This window comes from Methylosinus sp. Ce-a6 (genome assembly GCF_009811655.1).
In the GTDB taxonomy this organism is placed as follows: domain Bacteria; phylum Pseudomonadota; class Alphaproteobacteria; order Rhizobiales; family Beijerinckiaceae; genus Methylosinus.
Window position 1 is genome coordinate 1 of record NZ_BGJX01000036.1, and the last position, 15472, is coordinate 15472.

Annotated in this window: 16 protein-coding genes; 13 read left to right on the plus strand and 3 right to left on the minus strand. The window is 66.6% G+C overall.

Going from position 1 to position 15472, the window contains the following annotated elements:
* The first annotated feature begins 230 nt into the window (after positions 1 to 230).
* The 9 genes from fabG (at position 231) to Mspo_RS16680 (ending at position 8524) form a co-directional block, all read left to right on the plus strand.
* Positions 231 to 968 carry a 3-oxoacyl-[acyl-carrier-protein] reductase gene (gene fabG / locus Mspo_RS16640; RefSeq protein ID WP_159731760.1) on the plus strand — a complete coding sequence of 246 codons (738 nt, stop codon included), beginning with the start codon at positions 231 to 233 and terminating at the stop codon, positions 966 to 968.
* Between the two features lie 266 nt (positions 969 to 1234).
* On the plus strand, positions 1235 to 1474 hold the full coding sequence (locus tag Mspo_RS16645; protein WP_159731699.1) for an acyl carrier protein: 240 nt from the start codon (positions 1235 to 1237) through the stop codon (positions 1472 to 1474).
* A 102-nt stretch (positions 1475 to 1576) separates the two neighbouring features.
* The gene (gene fabF / locus Mspo_RS16650) at positions 1577 to 2839 is read left to right on the plus strand and encodes a beta-ketoacyl-ACP synthase II (protein WP_159731701.1); all 1263 of its coding nucleotides are present in this window, start codon (positions 1577 to 1579) and stop codon (positions 2837 to 2839) included.
* 293 nt (positions 2840 to 3132) lie between these two features.
* Positions 3133 to 4956, plus strand: coding sequence for an endolytic transglycosylase MltG (gene mltG, locus Mspo_RS16655; protein WP_159731703.1), 1824 nt, complete (start codon positions 3133 to 3135; stop codon positions 4954 to 4956).
* A 178-nt stretch (positions 4957 to 5134) separates the two neighbouring features.
* Positions 5135 to 6022 (plus strand): YicC/YloC family endoribonuclease, encoded by an 888-nt coding sequence (locus Mspo_RS16660; protein WP_159731705.1) that lies wholly within the window; start codon positions 5135 to 5137, stop codon positions 6020 to 6022.
* Between the two features lie 86 nt (positions 6023 to 6108).
* Entirely contained in the window at positions 6109 to 6747 is a 639-nt protein-coding gene (gmk, locus tag Mspo_RS16665) for a guanylate kinase (protein ID WP_159731707.1), read from the plus strand.
* Positions 6748 to 6789: 42 nt separating this feature from the next.
* Positions 6790 to 7131, plus strand: coding sequence for a hypothetical protein (locus Mspo_RS16670; RefSeq protein WP_159731709.1), 342 nt, complete (start codon positions 6790 to 6792; stop codon positions 7129 to 7131).
* A gap of 211 nt (positions 7132 to 7342) precedes the next feature.
* Complete coding sequence (locus Mspo_RS16675; RefSeq protein ID WP_159731711.1) at positions 7343 to 7678, plus strand: cupredoxin domain-containing protein; 336 nt, start codon at positions 7343 to 7345, stop codon at positions 7676 to 7678.
* Between the two features lie 12 nt (positions 7679 to 7690).
* Positions 7691 to 8524, plus strand: coding sequence for an FTR1 family protein (locus tag Mspo_RS16680; protein WP_159731713.1), 834 nt, complete (start codon positions 7691 to 7693; stop codon positions 8522 to 8524).
* Between the two features lie 30 nt (positions 8525 to 8554).
* Here the strand turns inward: Mspo_RS16680 and Mspo_RS16685 are convergent, their stop codons facing one another.
* Positions 8555 to 8995, minus strand: a complete 441-nt coding sequence (locus Mspo_RS16685; RefSeq protein ID WP_159731715.1) for an Hsp20 family protein — start codon at positions 8993 to 8995, stop codon at positions 8555 to 8557.
* A 331-nt stretch (positions 8996 to 9326) separates the two neighbouring features.
* On the opposite strand from Mspo_RS16685, the gene Mspo_RS16690 reads away from it, so the two are divergent.
* Positions 9327 to 10373 (plus strand): methyltransferase domain-containing protein, encoded by a 1047-nt coding sequence (locus Mspo_RS16690; RefSeq protein ID WP_159731717.1) that lies wholly within the window; start codon positions 9327 to 9329, stop codon positions 10371 to 10373.
* A gap of 123 nt (positions 10374 to 10496) precedes the next feature.
* Positions 10497 to 10685: a 50S ribosomal protein L32 gene (gene rpmF, locus Mspo_RS16695; RefSeq protein WP_024878183.1), complete on the plus strand. Its 189-nt coding sequence runs from the start codon at positions 10497 to 10499 to the stop codon at positions 10683 to 10685.
* Positions 10686 to 10761: 76 nt separating this feature from the next.
* On the opposite strand, the gene Mspo_RS16700 is transcribed toward rpmF, so the two are convergent.
* Complete coding sequence (locus tag Mspo_RS16700) at positions 10762 to 11556, minus strand: SDR family oxidoreductase (RefSeq protein ID WP_159731719.1); 795 nt, start codon at positions 11554 to 11556, stop codon at positions 10762 to 10764.
* A 3-nt stretch (positions 11557 to 11559) separates the two neighbouring features.
* Positions 11560 to 12045 carry a TerB family tellurite resistance protein gene (locus Mspo_RS16705; protein WP_159731721.1) on the minus strand — a complete coding sequence of 162 codons (486 nt, stop codon included), beginning with the start codon at positions 12043 to 12045 and terminating at the stop codon, positions 11560 to 11562.
* Positions 12046 to 12382: 337 nt separating this feature from the next.
* On the opposite strand from Mspo_RS16705, the gene Mspo_RS16710 reads away from it, so the two are divergent.
* Together Mspo_RS16710 and Mspo_RS16715 are read left to right on the plus strand one after the other, a co-directional pair.
* Positions 12383 to 13726, plus strand: coding sequence for a DEAD/DEAH box helicase (locus tag Mspo_RS16710; protein WP_244613511.1), 1344 nt, complete (start codon positions 12383 to 12385; stop codon positions 13724 to 13726).
* A gap of 103 nt (positions 13727 to 13829) precedes the next feature.
* Complete coding sequence (locus Mspo_RS16715) at positions 13830 to 15323, plus strand: glycerol-3-phosphate dehydrogenase (protein ID WP_159731725.1); 1494 nt, start codon at positions 13830 to 13832, stop codon at positions 15321 to 15323.
* Positions 15324 to 15472 lie beyond the last annotated feature (149 nt).

Sequence of the window (15472 nt, forward strand, 5' to 3'; positions counted from 1 at the left end):
CGGGAGCCGTGTGAGTCGAGAGGTTCATGCACGGTTCTAGGAGCGCCCGGGGGTGAAATTCCTCCGGGCGACTCGACGAGCCGATTTGCAAGCTCTTGCCGATCGCCCCATCCGCTTGTCGGGCCAATGGCCGCGTCTTCGCCGCCGATTGCGCCCGGCGCAGCGGGCGCCTTATAGAGGCGGGTAAAATGTCGCAGCGCCCGGACGACAGCGACGGCGAGGGGGGAAAAATGTTCGGACTGACCGGCAAGACGGCGCTCGTGACCGGCGCGAGCGGCGGCATCGGCAAGGATATTGCGCGCGCGCTGCACAAGAGCGGCGCCGTCGTCGCCCTTTCCGGAACCCGCGAGGAGGCGCTTTCGGCGCTCGCCGCCGAGCTCGGCGAGCGCGTCCATGTGCTGCGTTGCGATCTTTCGGACAAGGCGCAGACCGAGGCTCTGGTCCCCGAGGCCGAAAAGGCCATGGGCGGGCTCGACATTCTCGTCAACAACGCCGGCATCACCCGCGACATGCTGTTCATGCGCCTCAAGGACGAGGATTGGGAGGCGGTGCTGAACGTCAATCTCACCTCGGCGTTCCGCCTGTCGCGCGCCGCGCTGCGCGGCATGATGCGCAAGCGCTTCGGCCGCATCGTCGGGATCACCTCCGTCGTCGGCGTGACCGGCAACGCCGGCCAGGGCAATTATGCGGCGGCCAAGGCCGGCATGATCGGAATGACCAAATCGCTCGCGGCGGAGGTCGCCTCCCGCGGCATCACCGTCAATTGCGTCGCTCCGGGCTTCATCGAGAGCCCGATGACCGACGCGCTGAACGAGACGCAGAAGCAGTCGATCCTGCGCGCCGTCCCGGCCGGGCGGCTGGGGACCGGCGCTGACGTCGCCGCCGCCGTCGTCTATCTTTCGAGCGACGAGGCCGCCTATGTGACGGGCCAGACCCTGCATGTGAACGGCGGGATGGCGATGATCTGAAGCCCCCGATTTGCCGCGGGGCGCCTCTCGCCACGGCGAATTAATTATGCTACCAGACGCGACGCTGGCCGGGGGCGACGCCGTGAGTGCAATTCGGGCCGGCGAATCGGTTCGCCTCCAAAAGGCGACGTTTCGGCGGGTCGCGAGAGTGAAACCCGCGGAAATGTGAAGTAGTTTACCCCCTGAAACGATCGAGCGCGGTCCGAGGCGAACTCTGGATCCGCCAAATCGGTGTCAGCAGAGCGATCGAACGAGGATCAGAGCAGATGAGCGATATCGCCCCGCGCGTTAAGAGTATCGTTGTCGAACATCTCGGCGTCAAAGAAGAAGAGGTGAAGCCGGAGGCGTCTTTCGTCGACGATCTCGGGGCCGACTCGCTCGATACCGTCGAGCTGGTCATGGCCTTCGAAGAGGAGTTCGGCGTCGAGATCCCGGACGAAGAGGCCGAGAAGATCAACACGGTCGGCGACGCCATCGCCTATCTCGAAAAAGCCAAGGCGGCCTGAGGCGAGGAGCCTCTGCGCGACGCGGATCGTGATAACGGTCCGCGCTGTCGCGGTTTCGAGAATCTCACTGAGACTTTAAAGACATAGCGCACGAGAGAACCCATGCGCAGGGTGGTGGTCACCGGTCTCGGCATTGTTTCGCCGCTGGGCTGTGGCGTGGACGTCAATTGGCGGCGATTGATCGCCGGAGAGCACGGTTTTCGCCGCATCGACACTTTCGAGGCGTCCGATCTTCCGTGTCAAATTGCAGGTTTCGTGCCGCGCGGCGACGGAACCGACGGAACTTTCGACCCGGACGCCTGGTTCGAGCCGAAGGAGCAGCGCAAGGTCGACGACTTCATCATCTATGGCGTCAGCGCGGCGACTCAGGCGCTGGCCGACGCCGGATGGAAGGCCGACACGCCCGAGAAGCAGAATTCGACCGGCGTGCTGATCGGCTCCGGCATCGGCGGGCTCGGCGGCATTTACGAGACCTCGGTCACGCTGAAGGAGAAGGGCCCGCGGCGCGTGTCGCCCTTCTTCATCTCCGGTCGCATCATCAATCTGGCTTCCGGCTATGTGTCCATCATGCATGGGCTCAAGGGTCCCAATCACGCCGTCGTCACGGCCTGCTCCACTGGCGCGCACGCCATCGGCGACGCGGGCCGGCTGATCGCGCTCGGCGAGGCGGAGGTGATGGTGGCCGGCGGCGCCGAATCGCCGGTGAACCGCATCGGCGTCGCGGGCTTCGCCGCCTGCAAGGCGCTGTCGACCGGCTTCAACGACCGGCCCGAGGCCGGATCGCGTCCTTACGACCGCGATCGCGACGGTTTCGTCATGGGCGAGGGCGCGGGCTGCGTGGTGCTCGAATCCTATGAGCACGCCAAGGCGCGCGGCGCGAAAATCTACGCCGAGCTCATCGGCTACGGCATGTCGGGCGACGCCTATCACATCACCGCCCCCGCGCCGGACGGCGACGGCGCCTATCGCTGCATGGAGATCGCGCTGAAGCGCGCCGGCGTCCGCGTTTCCGACGTGGACTATGTCAATTCCCACGGCACCTCGACGCCGCTCGGCGACGAGATCGAGCTTTCGGCCGTGCAGCGGCTCATCGGCAATGAGGCGCCGCGGCTGTCGATGTCCTCGACCAAATCGGCGATCGGCCATCTGCTCGGGGCGGCCGGAGCCGTGGAGGCGATCTATTCCATCCTGGCGCTCAACCATGGAGTCGCGCCGCCCACACGCAATCTGGATAATCCCTCGGTCGAGACCGACATAGATCTGGTGCCGCACAAGGCGCGCGAGCGACAGATCGACCTCGTCTTGTCCAACTCTTTCGGTTTCGGCGGCACCAATGCGTCCCTCGTGTTCCGACGCACGCAGTGAGCGGCGGCGCCCGCTCGCCGCTCGCGCCTGTGGACGAGGGGGCGTTCCTGATTTCGCCACAAAGAACGATAGTGTGACGGACACGCGAGCGCCGCAAAGCCGTCGTAATCCTCTTCGCCGAGCCGCCGCGAGAGGCGCTCTTTAAAGCGTTTCCAGCCGAAGCGGACGCCGGTTCGGCGTTGGAAACGCGTCGAGACGCCAGTTTGTCGGTCCGTCGCGTTTTTCGAGTCGGCGAATTTGGATTTGATCCGAATCACGGCGCGGCCCGAAACCCAAGAGACGGAGTGTTCCCGATGAGCGATGCTCCCAACGCTTCGCCGCAGACGCCGAAGGACGGCGCGTCCGAACCCGGATCCGACCCGAAAACCCAGGATTCATCCACCTCTTTCTTCCGCCGGCGCGCGAGCCTGCGCAGCGCCGGCGTCGCTCTGCAGCCGGACGCGCCGCCTCCGCCTCCCCCGCGCTCGAAGAAGCGCGAGGGAACGCTCTCGGCTATGAGCAGCTTGCTCTCCTTCCTGCTCGTGCTCGCTGTCGCCGGCGTCTTCGGGCTCATCGCCGTGCTGCACAAGCTGCGCGAGCCGGGCCCGCTCGTCGCCGAAAAGATCGTCTATATCGCTCCGCGCAGCGACGTTCCCGAGATATTGGCGCAGCTCGAGCACGACGGCGTCATCGACAATCCCATGCTGATGAACATCGCCCTCCTGATCGAGGGCGTGCGCGGCAAGCTGAAGCCCGGCGAATATTTATTCAAGCAGAACGCCAGCCTGCGCGAGGTGATGGACGAGCTGGTGAACGGCCGGCAGATTCTGCATGGCGTGACGATTCCGGAAGGGCTGACGACCGAGCAAGTGATCGCTCGGCTGCGCGAGAGCGACTTTCTCGCCGGCGACATGCCGGAGCCGCCGAAGGAAGGCGCGCTGCTGCCCGAGACCTACAAGGTCACGCGCGGCTATCCGCGCGCCAAGCTGCTGCTGAAGATGCAGGAGGATCAGCGCAAGCTCCTCGATCAGATCTGGGCGCGCCGCAATCCGGACCTGCCGGTGAAGACGCCTTTCGAGCTGGTGACGCTCGCCTCCATCGTCGAGAAGGAGACGGGCAAGGCCGACGAGCGGCCGCGCGTCGCCGCCGTCTTCGTCAACCGGCTGCGCAAGGGCATGCGGCTGCAATCGGACCCGACCATCGTCTACGGCCTCGTCGGCGGCAGGGCCACGCTCGGCCGCGGCATATTGAAGTCCGAGGTCGAGAAATGGACGCCCTACAACACTTACGCGGTCGACGGGCTGCCGCCGGGGCCGATCGCCAATCCCGGCAAGGCCGCGCTCGAGGCGGTCGCCAATCCCTCGCGCACGCAGGAGCTCTATTTCGTCGCCGACGGCGCGGGCGGCCATGTGTTCGCCGATACGCTCGAGCAACATCTGCGCAATGTTCAGCGCTGGCGCCAGATAGAGAAGGACCGCGCCTCCGGCGTCGATCGTCTGGAGCCGGGAGCCGCCGTCGGGCCGGTGCAGCAAGCCCCGCGGGAGAAGCGCGGCGACGCAGCATTCGGCCGTCTCGTCGCGCTCGAGGACGCGTCCACGGAGCCATGGAACGCGGCCGATCCGCGGCATAGCGCGCTGAAGCGAATCGGCGCCGCTCTGCCGGCCATTCCTTTCGAATATGCCGGCGACAATGAGGAGAGCTTGAGGCTCGTCGCCGAACGCGCCGCCGTGGCCGCCATGGCCGCGCCGCCGCTCTTCACCACGCGATTCGCGCGGCGCGCGCAGCCCGAGGCCCGCGCTTCCGCCGCGTTGCTGGCCGGCGCCGCGCCGGAGGAGGCCCAGGCCGGCTCCGACGAGGTCGCGGAAACCGTCGATGAAGACGGGCTCGATTCGGCGGCGAGCTATCCCGTCTCCCGCGCCCTGCGCGCCGAGCAGCGCGCTCGCGCCGCCAGGCTGGGTCTCCCGGTCGAGGAGCGGCCCCTGCCGCTTTCGGCCTCCGCCGACGCCGCCCAGCCGCCGCGCGCCGCCCGCGCGCGCGCCTTCGACGCTTCGGAAGGCACTCCGCTCGATCCGCTGCGGGACCGCGGCTGGGATTTGAACTCCGCCAAGACGGTTCCCGATGTGGCGAGGTTCCGATGACGGGCCGGACGAACAGAGCGCTTTCCGCTCGAACGGAATCGTTCGAGCGACTAGAGTCCTTTCCGTGTTTCAGTGAAACACGGAAAGGACTCTAGGCTTTTGTTTTGCCGCCCTTCCAGCGCCGAACCGGCGTCCACTTCGGCTGGAGACGCTCTTTTCGCCCCGACCAAGGATCGCAATGTCGCTCGCCAGCATGACCGGCTTCGCCCGCGCTCACGACAGTCTCGGACCGTGGCGCTACGCCTGGGAGATCAAGACCGTCAATTCCAAGGGGCTGGACCTGCGCCTGCGCGTCCCGCCCAATTTCGACGCGGTGGAGGTCAAGGCGCGCGCGCTCATCTCCGGCCGGATCGCGCGCGGCTCCTGCTTCGCCAATCTGACGGCGCGGCGCGACGACGCGCTGGTCGAGACGCGAATCAATCGCGCCGCGCTCGACCGACTGTTGAAGGCGCTCGACGACGTGCCGCTGCATGCTTCTTTGAGACCGGCGTCGCTCGATGGTCTGCTCGCCCTGCGCGGCATCGTCGAGGTCATCGAGCCGGAGGACGACGAGGAGCAGCGCAATGCGCTCGACGCGAAAGTGCTCGCGACATTGTCGCAGGCGTTGGACGCGCTCGCCGCCTCACGCGATGCGGAAGGCGCCGCCATAGGCGCGGTGCTCGCTGCGCGACTCGCGCGCATCGGCGAATTGACCGCGCAGGCGGAAGCTCTGCCCGGCCGTTCCGCCGAAGCGGTGCGCGCGCGTCTCGCCGCCCAAGTCGCGACTCTGCTCGAAACCGGCCATTCCTTCGATCCGCAGCGCCTGCATCAAGAGGCGGTGCTGCTCGCGGTCAAGGCCGACATTCGCGAGGAGCTCGATCGGCTGAAGGCCCATGTGGCGAGCGCCCGCGCGCTCGTGGAAAAGGGCGGCCCCATCGGCCGGCGGCTGGATTTCCTCGCCCAGGAACTGTCGCGCGAGACCAACACGCTCTGCGCCAAATCCAACGACGGCGCGCTGACGGCGATCGGCCTCGAGCTCAAGATCCAGGTCGAGCAGTGGCGCGAGCAGGTACAAAATATTGAGTGAGTGGTGAGTAGTGAGTAGTGAGTGGAGGGCGACCCGCTCCAATTCGCTACTCACCACCCACTACTCACCACTCACCACGGACTCGTATGCCCACAACGCCGGACCGACGCGGAATCGTCCTCATCCTCTCCTCGCCCTCCGGCGCGGGAAAGACGACGCTGACGCGCATGTTGTTGCAGAACCGCGAGCTCGACCTCACCCTCTCCATTTCGGTGACGACGCGCCCGCGCCGCTCGAGCGAGGTCGACGGCATCCATTATTCCTTCATCTCGAAGAGCCGCTTCGAATCGATGCGCGACAATGGCGAATTGCTGGAATGGGCCGAGGTGCACGGCAATCTCTACGGCACGCCGCGCGCGCCTGTGGAAGAGATATTGAACGAAGGCCGCGACGCTCTGTTCGACATCGACTATCAGGGCACGCGGCAGGTGCGCGAGAAGATGGGCGCGGACACCGTCACCGTCTTCATCCTGCCGCCGTCGATGAAGGAGCTGCGCGCCCGCCTCGAGCGCCGCGCCGAGGATTCGCGCGAGGCGATCGAGCGCCGTCTCGAGAATGCGCGCAATGAAATCCAGCGCTGGAAGCAATATGACTATGTGCTCATCAACGACGATCTGCAGAAGTCTTTCGACGATCTGCTCGCCATATTGCGGGCGGAGCGTTCGCGCCGGCCGCGGCGCCTGCAGGGCATCGAAGCCTTCGTCGCGCGCCTGCTCAGCGAGTGACTTCGACGACGAGGCGCGACACGCGAGGGAGCTGGTTCGAAGATGACATTGGCGAGGCTCTTTTCCGCCGCATTCGCGATTCTCTCGCTCGCCGCTTGCAACGCCACGCGGCCCGCCGCGATCGCCGAGGCGCCGGCCATCGCGACGCGCAACACGGCGCCTGTGGACTTCAGGCCGCCGGAGGGCTCCGGTTGCGCTGGGGCGATCGCCCGCTATCGCGCGATCATGGACAATGATCTCGCCATGGGCCATGTGAATCAGGGCGTCTATGCGACGATCCGGAGCGAGATCGACGCCGCCGCCGCGGCCTGCTCGGCCGGTCGCAACGCCGAGGCCGTCGCTCTGATTCGCGCGAGCAAGGCCCGACACGGCTATCCCGGCTGAGCGGTCGCGACATTTCGCAGCTTAGATTGGAAGCAATCTCAACTTGCGGCGTTGTGGCGCGAAAGACCTTCTTCTACCTTGATAATCAAGCTCTAGCGCATTTGCTGTCCGAGCCCCGGCGTCGCCGGTCCGATGGCCGGTGGGTCGGTTCTTGCTTTCTTTGCGCGGAGTGTGGGCCAAGGCGTCGAAACCACTCACCGAAAGGCGTGAAATGAAATCCTCCCAAATTCTGCTCGTCGCCGCGGCTCTCGCAACGGGCGCCGTCGCCGCCGTCGCGGCCGACGAGACCTCGCTGCAATTGTCCATCAAGGACCATCGCTTCTCGCCCGCCGAGCTTCATGCGCCGGCCGACAAGCCGATCGCCATCGTCGTGAAGAATCTCGATTCGACGCCCGAGGAATTCGAGAGCAAGGCCCTCAAGATCGAGAAGGTCGTCGCCGGCGCCGCGGAGATCACCGTGCGCCTGCGGCCGCTGAAGCCCGGCCGCTATCAATTCGTCGGCGAATATCACGAGGCCACGGCCAAAGGCGCGCTCGTCGTCGAGTAAAGGACGGAAACCATGCTGGGCGCTCTCGTAATCGTCTTTCGCGAGGTCATAGAGGCGGGTCTCGTCATCGGCATCGTGCTGGCCGTCACCAAAGGGGCGCACGGCTCGCGCGCCTTCGTCTTCGGCGGCGTGGCGGCGGGCGCGCTCGGCGCGAGCGTCGTCGCCCTCTTCGCCGATGCGCTGTCGCAGGCCGTGGCCGGGCGCGGTCAGGAGCTGTTCAACGCCGGCGTGCTGGCGATCGCGGTGGTGATGCTCGCCTGGCACAATATCTGGATGGCGCGCCACGGCCGCGAGCTCGCCAGCGAGCTGGCGGCGGCCGGCCGCGCCGCCGCATCCGGCGACAAATCCTTCCTCGCCTTGGCGCTCGTCGTTGCGCTCGCCGTGCTGCGCGAGGGCTCGGAGGTCGCGCTCTTCCTCTATGGCATTCTGGCGTCCGGCGAATCGGCGGCCGATCTCCTCACGGGCGGCGTCGCCGGACTTTTGCTCGGCGCGCTCGTCAGCGCGCTCACCTATTTCGGGCTCGTCAACATTCCGGCGCGGCATTTGTTCGCGGTGACGACGGCGATGATCACGCTGCTCGCGGCGGGCCTCGCGGCGCAATGCGCAAGCTTCCTGCAGCAGGCCTGGATCGTCACCGCTCTGTCGCAGACCGTGTGGGACACCTCCGGCGTGCTGCCGGATTCGAGCCTTTTCGGCCGTGTGCTGCACACGCTGATCGGCTATGTCGACCAGCCGACGGCGCTGCAACTCGTCGTCTATGTCGCGACGCTGGCGGCGATCACCATCGCGGGCCGCCTCGCGGCGCCACGCGCCCGCGCGGCCAACGCCCACGCGGCGGCGGAATAGCCCCCACCGGGGAGGGGCGAAGCGGCGGCGTTACTTCCCCGGTTCTTCCGGCGTCGCTATGTCGATCTTGCGGATCACGCGCTCGGGCTCCGGCCGCACGAGATCGATGGACAAGAGGCCGTTGACGAGATCGGCGCCCAGCACCTGCATTCCTTCCGCCAGCAGAAAGGCGCGCTGAAACTGCCGCGCGGCGATGCCGCGATGGAGGAACTGCCGTTCGCGCTCCTCGACCTGCTTGCCGCGGATGACGAGCTGGCTCTCCTCGAGCGAGATCTCGAGCTGCTCGCGCGTGAAGCCGGCGACGGCGAGAGTCAGCCGCAGCCGGTCCGGACAGCAGTCCGTGCGCGGCAGACGTTCGATATTGTAGGGAGGATAGCCGTCGGAGCCCGAGCGTGTGACGCGGTCCAGCGCGCGTTCGATCTCGTCGAACCCCAGAAGAAAGGGGGAATTGAGCGTCGGCAGTCGTGCCATGGCGAAGCCCTCGCGGCGCTTCTCTTTTGCGAATGATCTGCGAGGCCCGGCGTCGGCGCCTCGCGCCGTATATGGAGCCGAAGCTCGGCGCGATCAAGCGGCGCCGCGCGGCGCCGTGTTCATCGATTTCGAGGGCGGCCGAGTGGCGAAGCGCGGCGCGGAAAACCGCAGCCGGCGACTATCCGCCGAGTTCGAGCCTTGCTTTAGGTAAGCTGCCGGACTATTCCATTCAAACATGGAAATATACGGGAAATCATGTGCGCGCGAGGACTCGCCCGTCTCGCGCGAAGGTAAGTCTGAATCGCATGCCGATGTGAGCGCCGACGGTGCCATGTCCCGGGGCGAAGCGCTCAGCGCTCTCTATTCGGGCCTGCTCGGCCGCGAGCCGGACGAGAGCGGTTTCAATGGCTATATGCTGGCGATGCGCAACGGCGAATCTCTCGCCTCCATCGCGCGGGGAATGGCCAGCAGCCCGGAATTCCTCGGCCGTCACGGCCTCGTGCGTGTGGGCGCGGTCGAGCTTCCGGATCTCACTGAATTATGTCCGCGCAAATACGTCCGCTCGGACGGCGCACGATCGATTTTCAATGCGTCCCAAGATGAAGATTTCGCCTGGATGTTGCGTATGATCGATGAAAATCGATATTACGATCATCTCGGAGTCTGGTCACCGGTGATTGACCGAGACAAGCGTGTGACGGCCGCGATTGTGCTGGGGCTCGGTGCGAAAAGCTGCGTGGAGCTGGGCTGTTTCAGCGGCCCGGTTCTCAGCGTGCTCGCGGACCGCGGCGTCGATGTGTGCGGTGTCGAACTCAGCCATATCGCCTTTATCCTCGCTTTCCCCAATGTGCTCCGGAAGCTGAAGTACGGCGACCTCCTGGACGTCGAATTCGATCGGACTTTCGATGTTTTCGTCGGAATGGATATTCTCGAGCATCTGAACCCGATCGAATTGCCCAAATATGTTCGCCGCATCCACGAGATCGTCGCCCCCACCGGCTTCGCGCTGATCAACTCTCCGATGATCGGGAATGACGACGTCTTCGGCCTCGCCTTCGACCCCTATCTTCCGGAATGGCGCCAGGCCGGAGAGGGCTTGTTCTGGCGGCACATGGACTGCGACGCCAAGGGTTGGCCGATGCACGGGCATCTGGTGTGGGCCAGCCCGCGCTGGTGGGAGCAGCTCTTTTCGAAAGAGGGCCTCGTTCGAGATCGCCGTCTGGAGCGACATATTCAGCTCCTGCTGAAGAATTTTTTCGGCGAGGCTCCCGGGCGCCGGTCGCTGTTCCTGCTCCGCCATGCGGATCATGAGCCGGACATCGCGGAGATCGAGAAAAATCTGACGATCCGAATAGACGAAGCGCTGGCCTCGCCGTGAGACCAGCGCAGGGTGGGCCGAGGGCGGACGCGGCTCGAGGCTAGCCAGGCGCGCGGATTTGGTGTATGCGCCCCGCACGAGTTTTGCCCCGTCTTGAGCGCGGGGAGTGGGAGATCGAGACAAATGGCCGTTCCGAAGAGAAAAACCTCGCCGATGAAGCGCGGTTTCCGCCGCTCCGCCGACGCGATCAAGGCGCCGACCTATGTCGAGGACAAGGATTCGGGCGAGCTGCGCCGTCCGCACCACATCGACCTCAAGACCGGCATCTATCGCGGCCGGCAGGTGCTGAAGGTCAAGGCTCAGGAAGCCTGATCCGTCCAGCCGACGGAAATTCGCCGACGGAGTTTGCGAGCCCGATGCGCGAAAGCGCCATCGGGCTCGCGGCGTTTCAACGCGCCTGCTGCGCCTTCGCCAGCAGCGGCAGCAAAATCGCGCGCGGCGCCGCGCGTCCCGCCGCGACGAAGAATTTGTTCACCAATCCCGGCACCACCACGCGGCGGCCGGAGAATAGCGCCTCATAGCCCTGTCGCGCCACCTCCTCGGCCGGCAGCAGCGCGGGCTTCACCGCTTTCATCTCGCCCTTGTAGTCGAAGCCGGCGCGCGCCTGGAATCCCGTGCGCACCGGACCGGGGCAGAGCGCGGTGACGCGCACGCCATGCGGCTTCAGCTCCTCGGCCAGCGCCTCGCTGAAGGAACGGACATAGGCTTTGCTGGCGTAATAGACGGCGAAGCCCGGTCCCGGCATGAAAGAGGCGACCGACGCGACATTCAATATGCCGCCGCGCGCCTCGATGACTGCGGGCAGAAAGCGCAAGGTCAGCGCCGTCAGCGCGCGAATGTTGAGGTCGACGATCGCCAATTGCTCGGCCGGGTCCAGCTCGGCGACCCGGCCGACGAGGCCGAAGCCGGCGTTGTTGACGAGAATCTCGGGGCTACGGCCGGCGGCGGCCAGAGCATCCGCCAGATTTTCGAGCGCCTCCGCCTCGCAGAGGTCGAGGCCGGCGACGAGCGGCCGTTCGACCGCGCCTGCGGCCGCGATTTCCTCCGCCAGCTCCTCCAGCCTCTCGCGGCGTCGCGCGACCAGCGTCACATGACGGCCCTTGCGCGCAAAAAGGCGGGCGAGCTCGAGGCCGATGCCGTCCGAGGCTCCGGTGACGATCGTGGTCGGCGCAAACTCGCTCATGCTTCAGCTTCCCCAAGGTCCAGGACGAACCGGACCGCCGGCGTCCTTCGCGGCCTGGCGCAAGGTCACGCGATCCCGCGTCGAGACGCCGAGCAGCTCGGCGACGCGCCAAATCACATTCTCTTCGAATTCGTGCGCTTCGCCGTCGGCATAGGCCATTTCCCACAACATGCCGATGACGGCGCGGCGTCCGTCCTCGTCGAGGCGGCGCTTCAGCACCTGGGTGAAGCGATAGAGATCGACCGCCTCCCGTTCGCTCTCGGCCGCGGCCTCGATCAGCGCGCGGGCGGCGGCGCGGTCGAGGCCAAAGCGCGTCTCGACGAGCTGTTGCAGCAGCGCCCGCTCGCCGGCGTCGAACTCTCCGTCGATCGAGGCGAGATGGACGAGCAGCGCCACGGCGGCGAGCTGATAATCGGCCGCTTCGAAAGGCCGAGGCTTCGCGGCGGAGCCGGAGACCTCGTCGAGAAAAGCGCGGAGGGCGTCGAGCATGGCGGGCGCGGCCTCGAATTTTAAGGGCGTTCCCGTTCTATATGGCGGGCGGCGCGCGAAGCATAGCCTGCGGCCGCCTCCTCTTCGCGCCGCGACGACTTCGACGGCGCAATTGCCGATTGACAGAGCCTTGAATTCTCTTTACCTACCTTCTTGCTGCAATGCAGCGTGACTCGTTCCGGCCGCGTGGATCGCTTCCCACAGGGGATCGGAGCCGTAGAGCGGGTCCTCATCACGACGACGGCCCGATACGCGGGGCAGGTCTCCCATCCATCGCTGCATGGCCTCGCGCGGGAGATGTTCTCGCGCGCATGCGGCCTATTTCGAAAGTTACGCAGTGACCAATTTCGCCGATCTCGGCTTCGCCGAGGTCATTCTGCGCGCGCTCGCGCAGGAAGATTATGTGACGCCGACGCCCATTCAGGCCCAGGCGATTCCCGCGCTTCTCCAAGGCCGAGACCTGCTCGGCATCGCCCAGACAGGCACCGGCAAGACCGCCGCTTTCGCTCTGCCGATCCTGCAACGACTGCTCGACGAGCGCCGTCGTCCCGCTCCCAACACGGCGCGCGCGCTCGTGCTCGCCCCGACGCGCGAGCTCGCCGCGCAGATCGCCGAAAGCTTCCGCGCCTATGCCCGCTTCGCCCGCATGAGCGTCGGCGTCATCGTCGGCGGCGTCTCCCATGGGCCGCAGATCAGAATGCTCGCCGGCGGGCTCGACGTGCTGGTGGCGACGCCCGGCCGCCTGCTCGATCACCTCTCCTCCAACCATTTGCGGCTCGAGGCGACGCGGACGATCGTGCTGGACGAGGCCGACCACATGCTCGACCTCGGCTTCGTCGTCCCCATTCGCAAGATCGTCTCGCGCCTGCCGAAGGAGCGGCAGAATCTGTTCTTCTCGGCGACCATGCCGAAGGAGATCGCCGCGCTCGCCGACGACATGCTGCGCGATCCCGTCACCGTGAGGGTGACGCCTGCGGCGACCACGGCCGAGCGCGTCACGCAGCGCGTGATATTGGTGGACGGGCCGGCCAAGCGCGACGTTCTGCTCGACCTCTTCGCCGATCCGAATTTCTCCCGCGCCATCGTCTTCACGCGCACCAAGCGCGGGGCCGATCGCGTCGCGCAGCATCTCGAGGCGAACGCCGTCGGCGCCTCGGCGATTCACGGCAACAAGAGCCAGAATCAGCGCCAGCGCGCGCTCGACGATTTCCGCTCCGGGCGCACGCGCGCCTTGGTGGCGACCGACATCGCCGCGCGCGGGATCGACATAGACGGCGTCACCCATGTGGTGAATTACGAGCTGCCGGAGACGCCCGAAGCCTATGTGCATCGCATCGGCCGCACCGCGCGCGCCGGCGCGGCGGGCGCCGCCGTCTCGCTCTGCGACAACAGCGAGCGGCCCTTGCTCAAGCAGATCGAGCGCGTGACGCGGCAGAGCCTGCCGATCACCGATCGCCGCAGCGCGGCGGGCGCCGCCGCCGCGGAGAGCGACGCGCAGCGCCGTCCGCCGCATGAGCATCGCCGCACGCATCAGGAGCCGGGCCGCGCCGTGCGCCATTCGGCCAACCACTCGGCCAAGCCCGGCGAGCATGGGCGGCCGCAGCAGCCGCGCCGCTCCGGCGGCAAGCCGGGCGCAAAGCGGCCGGAGCGGTCCGCGCCCCGCTCGCGCGCGTCCGAGTAAGCGATTCGTTCGGCTTCCCGCTCTATTCTGGCTTCGCGCTCTTCGTGTCTTTGTGGTTTCTTCACCACGAAGACACGAAGTTCACGAAGCGGGGAGCCGGCAAATGGTCTTCGATCTCCTCATCGTCGGCGGCGGCGTCAATGGCTGCGCCATCGCCCGCGACGCCGCCGGGAGGGGCCTCGGCGTCCTTCTGCTCGAGCAGAAGGACCTCGCCGCCGCGACCTCCTCGGCTTCGACGAAGCTCGTCCATGGCGGGCTGCGCTATCTCGAGAATTACGAGTTCCGCCTCGTCCATGAGGCGCTGGCCGAGCGCGAGCTGCTGCTCGCCGCCGCGCCGCATATCATTCATCCGCTGCAATTCATCCTGCCGCATGAGCGCTCGATCCGCCCGGCCTGGCTGGTGCGCATCGGCCTCTTTCTCTACGATCATCTCGCGGGGCGAAAGCGCATTCCGGGCTCGACGACCGTCTCGCTCGCCGGGACGCCCTATGGCGCGCCGCTCACGGCCGATCATCGCCTCGGCTTCTCCTATTACGATTGCCGCGTCGATGATTCGCGGCTCGTCGTGCTGGAGGCGCTCGACGCATCCGAGCGCGGCGCGAAGATTCGCGTCGGCGCAAAGCTCATCGGCGCGCGGCGGGAGGGCGCGCAATGGGTCGCGAGCGTCGCCGGCGCCGACGGAGGGCTCGAGGACATCCGCGCCCGCGCGCTGATCAACGCCTCCGGCCCCTTTGTGTCGGAGACGCTCGAGCATCGCCTCGGCCTCGGCTCGCGCAAGCATGTGCGGCTGGTCAAAGGCTCGCATATCGTCACGCGAAAGCTCTATGAGGGCGCCCACGCCTATATGCTGCAGCGGCCGGACAAGCGAATCGTCTTCGCCATCCCTTTCGAGGAGGATTTCACGCTCGTCGGCACGACGGATGTCCCCTTTCTCGGCGAGCCGGGGCCGGTCGCGATCGACGCGCAGGAGACGGATTATCTCATTGCCGCCATCGATCATGTCTTCCGAAAGAAGATCGATCGCGGCGATATCGTGTGGAGCTATTCGGGCCTGCGCCCGCTCTATGACGACGGCGCGCTCGAGGCCTCCGTCGTCACGCGCGATTATGCCTTCGATCTCGACGCCGAGGGCGGAAAGGCGCCGGCCCTGTCGATCTTCGGCGGCAAGATCACGACGGCGCGCCGCCTCGCCGAACATGCGCTGGAGACGCTCGCGCCTTTCTTTCCCGATATGCGCGCCGCTTGGACCGGCGGCGCCATTCTGCCGGGCGGCGATCTCGGCCCCGGCGGCTTCGACGCCTTTCTCGGCGAGCTCTCGCGCGCGAAGCCTTTTCTGGAGCCGCGCCTCGCGCGCCGCCTCGCCGGCGCCTATGGGACGCGGGCGTGGCGCTTCCTCGAGCGGGCGAAATCAATGGCCGATCTCGGCGCCGATTTCGGCTGCGGCCTGACGGAGGCGGAGCTCGACTATTTGCGCGCGCAGGAATGGGCGCGCAATGCGGAGGATGTGCTGTGGCGGCGCTCCAAGCTGGGCCTGCGTTTCGACGCCGCGCAAACTCGAGCGCTCGCGCGGGCTCTCACGTCGCACGCGGCTCGGTGAAGCTCACGCGCATGCGCCATCGAAAGGCCGAGGGTCTCGGGCTTGTCGTTTTCGATGGGAGATCTTGCGATAGGCGCGCAGGCGGCGAAGAATGCGACTGTGGGCTGGCTCGTCACGTCGGTTACGAAGACACGAAGCGCGCGAAGGGG

What these genes read in the sequence shown, in the direction of transcription:
- fabG (WP_159731760.1), top strand. Translation starts at nt 231, where the DNA reads ATGTTCGGACTGACCGGCAAGACGGCGCTCGTGACCGGCGCGAGCGGC.
- Mspo_RS16645 (WP_159731699.1), top strand. Translation starts at nt 1,235, where the DNA reads ATGAGCGATATCGCCCCGCGCGTTAAGAGTATCGTTGTCGAACATCTC.
- fabF (WP_159731701.1), top strand. Translation starts at nt 1,577, where the DNA reads ATGCGCAGGGTGGTGGTCACCGGTCTCGGCATTGTTTCGCCGCTGGGC.
- mltG (WP_159731703.1), top strand. Translation starts at nt 3,133, where the DNA reads ATGAGCGATGCTCCCAACGCTTCGCCGCAGACGCCGAAGGACGGCGCG.
- Mspo_RS16660 (WP_159731705.1), top strand. Translation starts at nt 5,135, where the DNA reads ATGTCGCTCGCCAGCATGACCGGCTTCGCCCGCGCTCACGACAGTCTC.
- gmk (WP_159731707.1), top strand. Translation starts at nt 6,109, where the DNA reads ATGCCCACAACGCCGGACCGACGCGGAATCGTCCTCATCCTCTCCTCG.
- Mspo_RS16670 (WP_159731709.1), top strand. Translation starts at nt 6,790, where the DNA reads ATGACATTGGCGAGGCTCTTTTCCGCCGCATTCGCGATTCTCTCGCTC.
- Mspo_RS16675 (WP_159731711.1), top strand. Translation starts at nt 7,343, where the DNA reads ATGAAATCCTCCCAAATTCTGCTCGTCGCCGCGGCTCTCGCAACGGGC.
- Mspo_RS16680 (WP_159731713.1), top strand. Translation starts at nt 7,691, where the DNA reads ATGCTGGGCGCTCTCGTAATCGTCTTTCGCGAGGTCATAGAGGCGGGT.
- Mspo_RS16685 (WP_159731715.1), bottom strand. Translation starts at nt 8,995, where the DNA reads ATGGCACGACTGCCGACGCTCAATTCCCCCTTTCTTCTGGGGTTCGAC.
- Mspo_RS16690 (WP_159731717.1), top strand. Translation starts at nt 9,327, where the DNA reads ATGTCCCGGGGCGAAGCGCTCAGCGCTCTCTATTCGGGCCTGCTCGGC.
- rpmF (WP_024878183.1), top strand. Translation starts at nt 10,497, where the DNA reads ATGGCCGTTCCGAAGAGAAAAACCTCGCCGATGAAGCGCGGTTTCCGC.
- Mspo_RS16700 (WP_159731719.1), bottom strand. Translation starts at nt 11,556, where the DNA reads ATGAGCGAGTTTGCGCCGACCACGATCGTCACCGGAGCCTCGGACGGC.
- Mspo_RS16705 (WP_159731721.1), bottom strand. Translation starts at nt 12,045, where the DNA reads ATGCTCGACGCCCTCCGCGCTTTTCTCGACGAGGTCTCCGGCTCCGCC.
- Mspo_RS16715 (WP_159731725.1), top strand. Translation starts at nt 13,830, where the DNA reads ATGGTCTTCGATCTCCTCATCGTCGGCGGCGGCGTCAATGGCTGCGCC.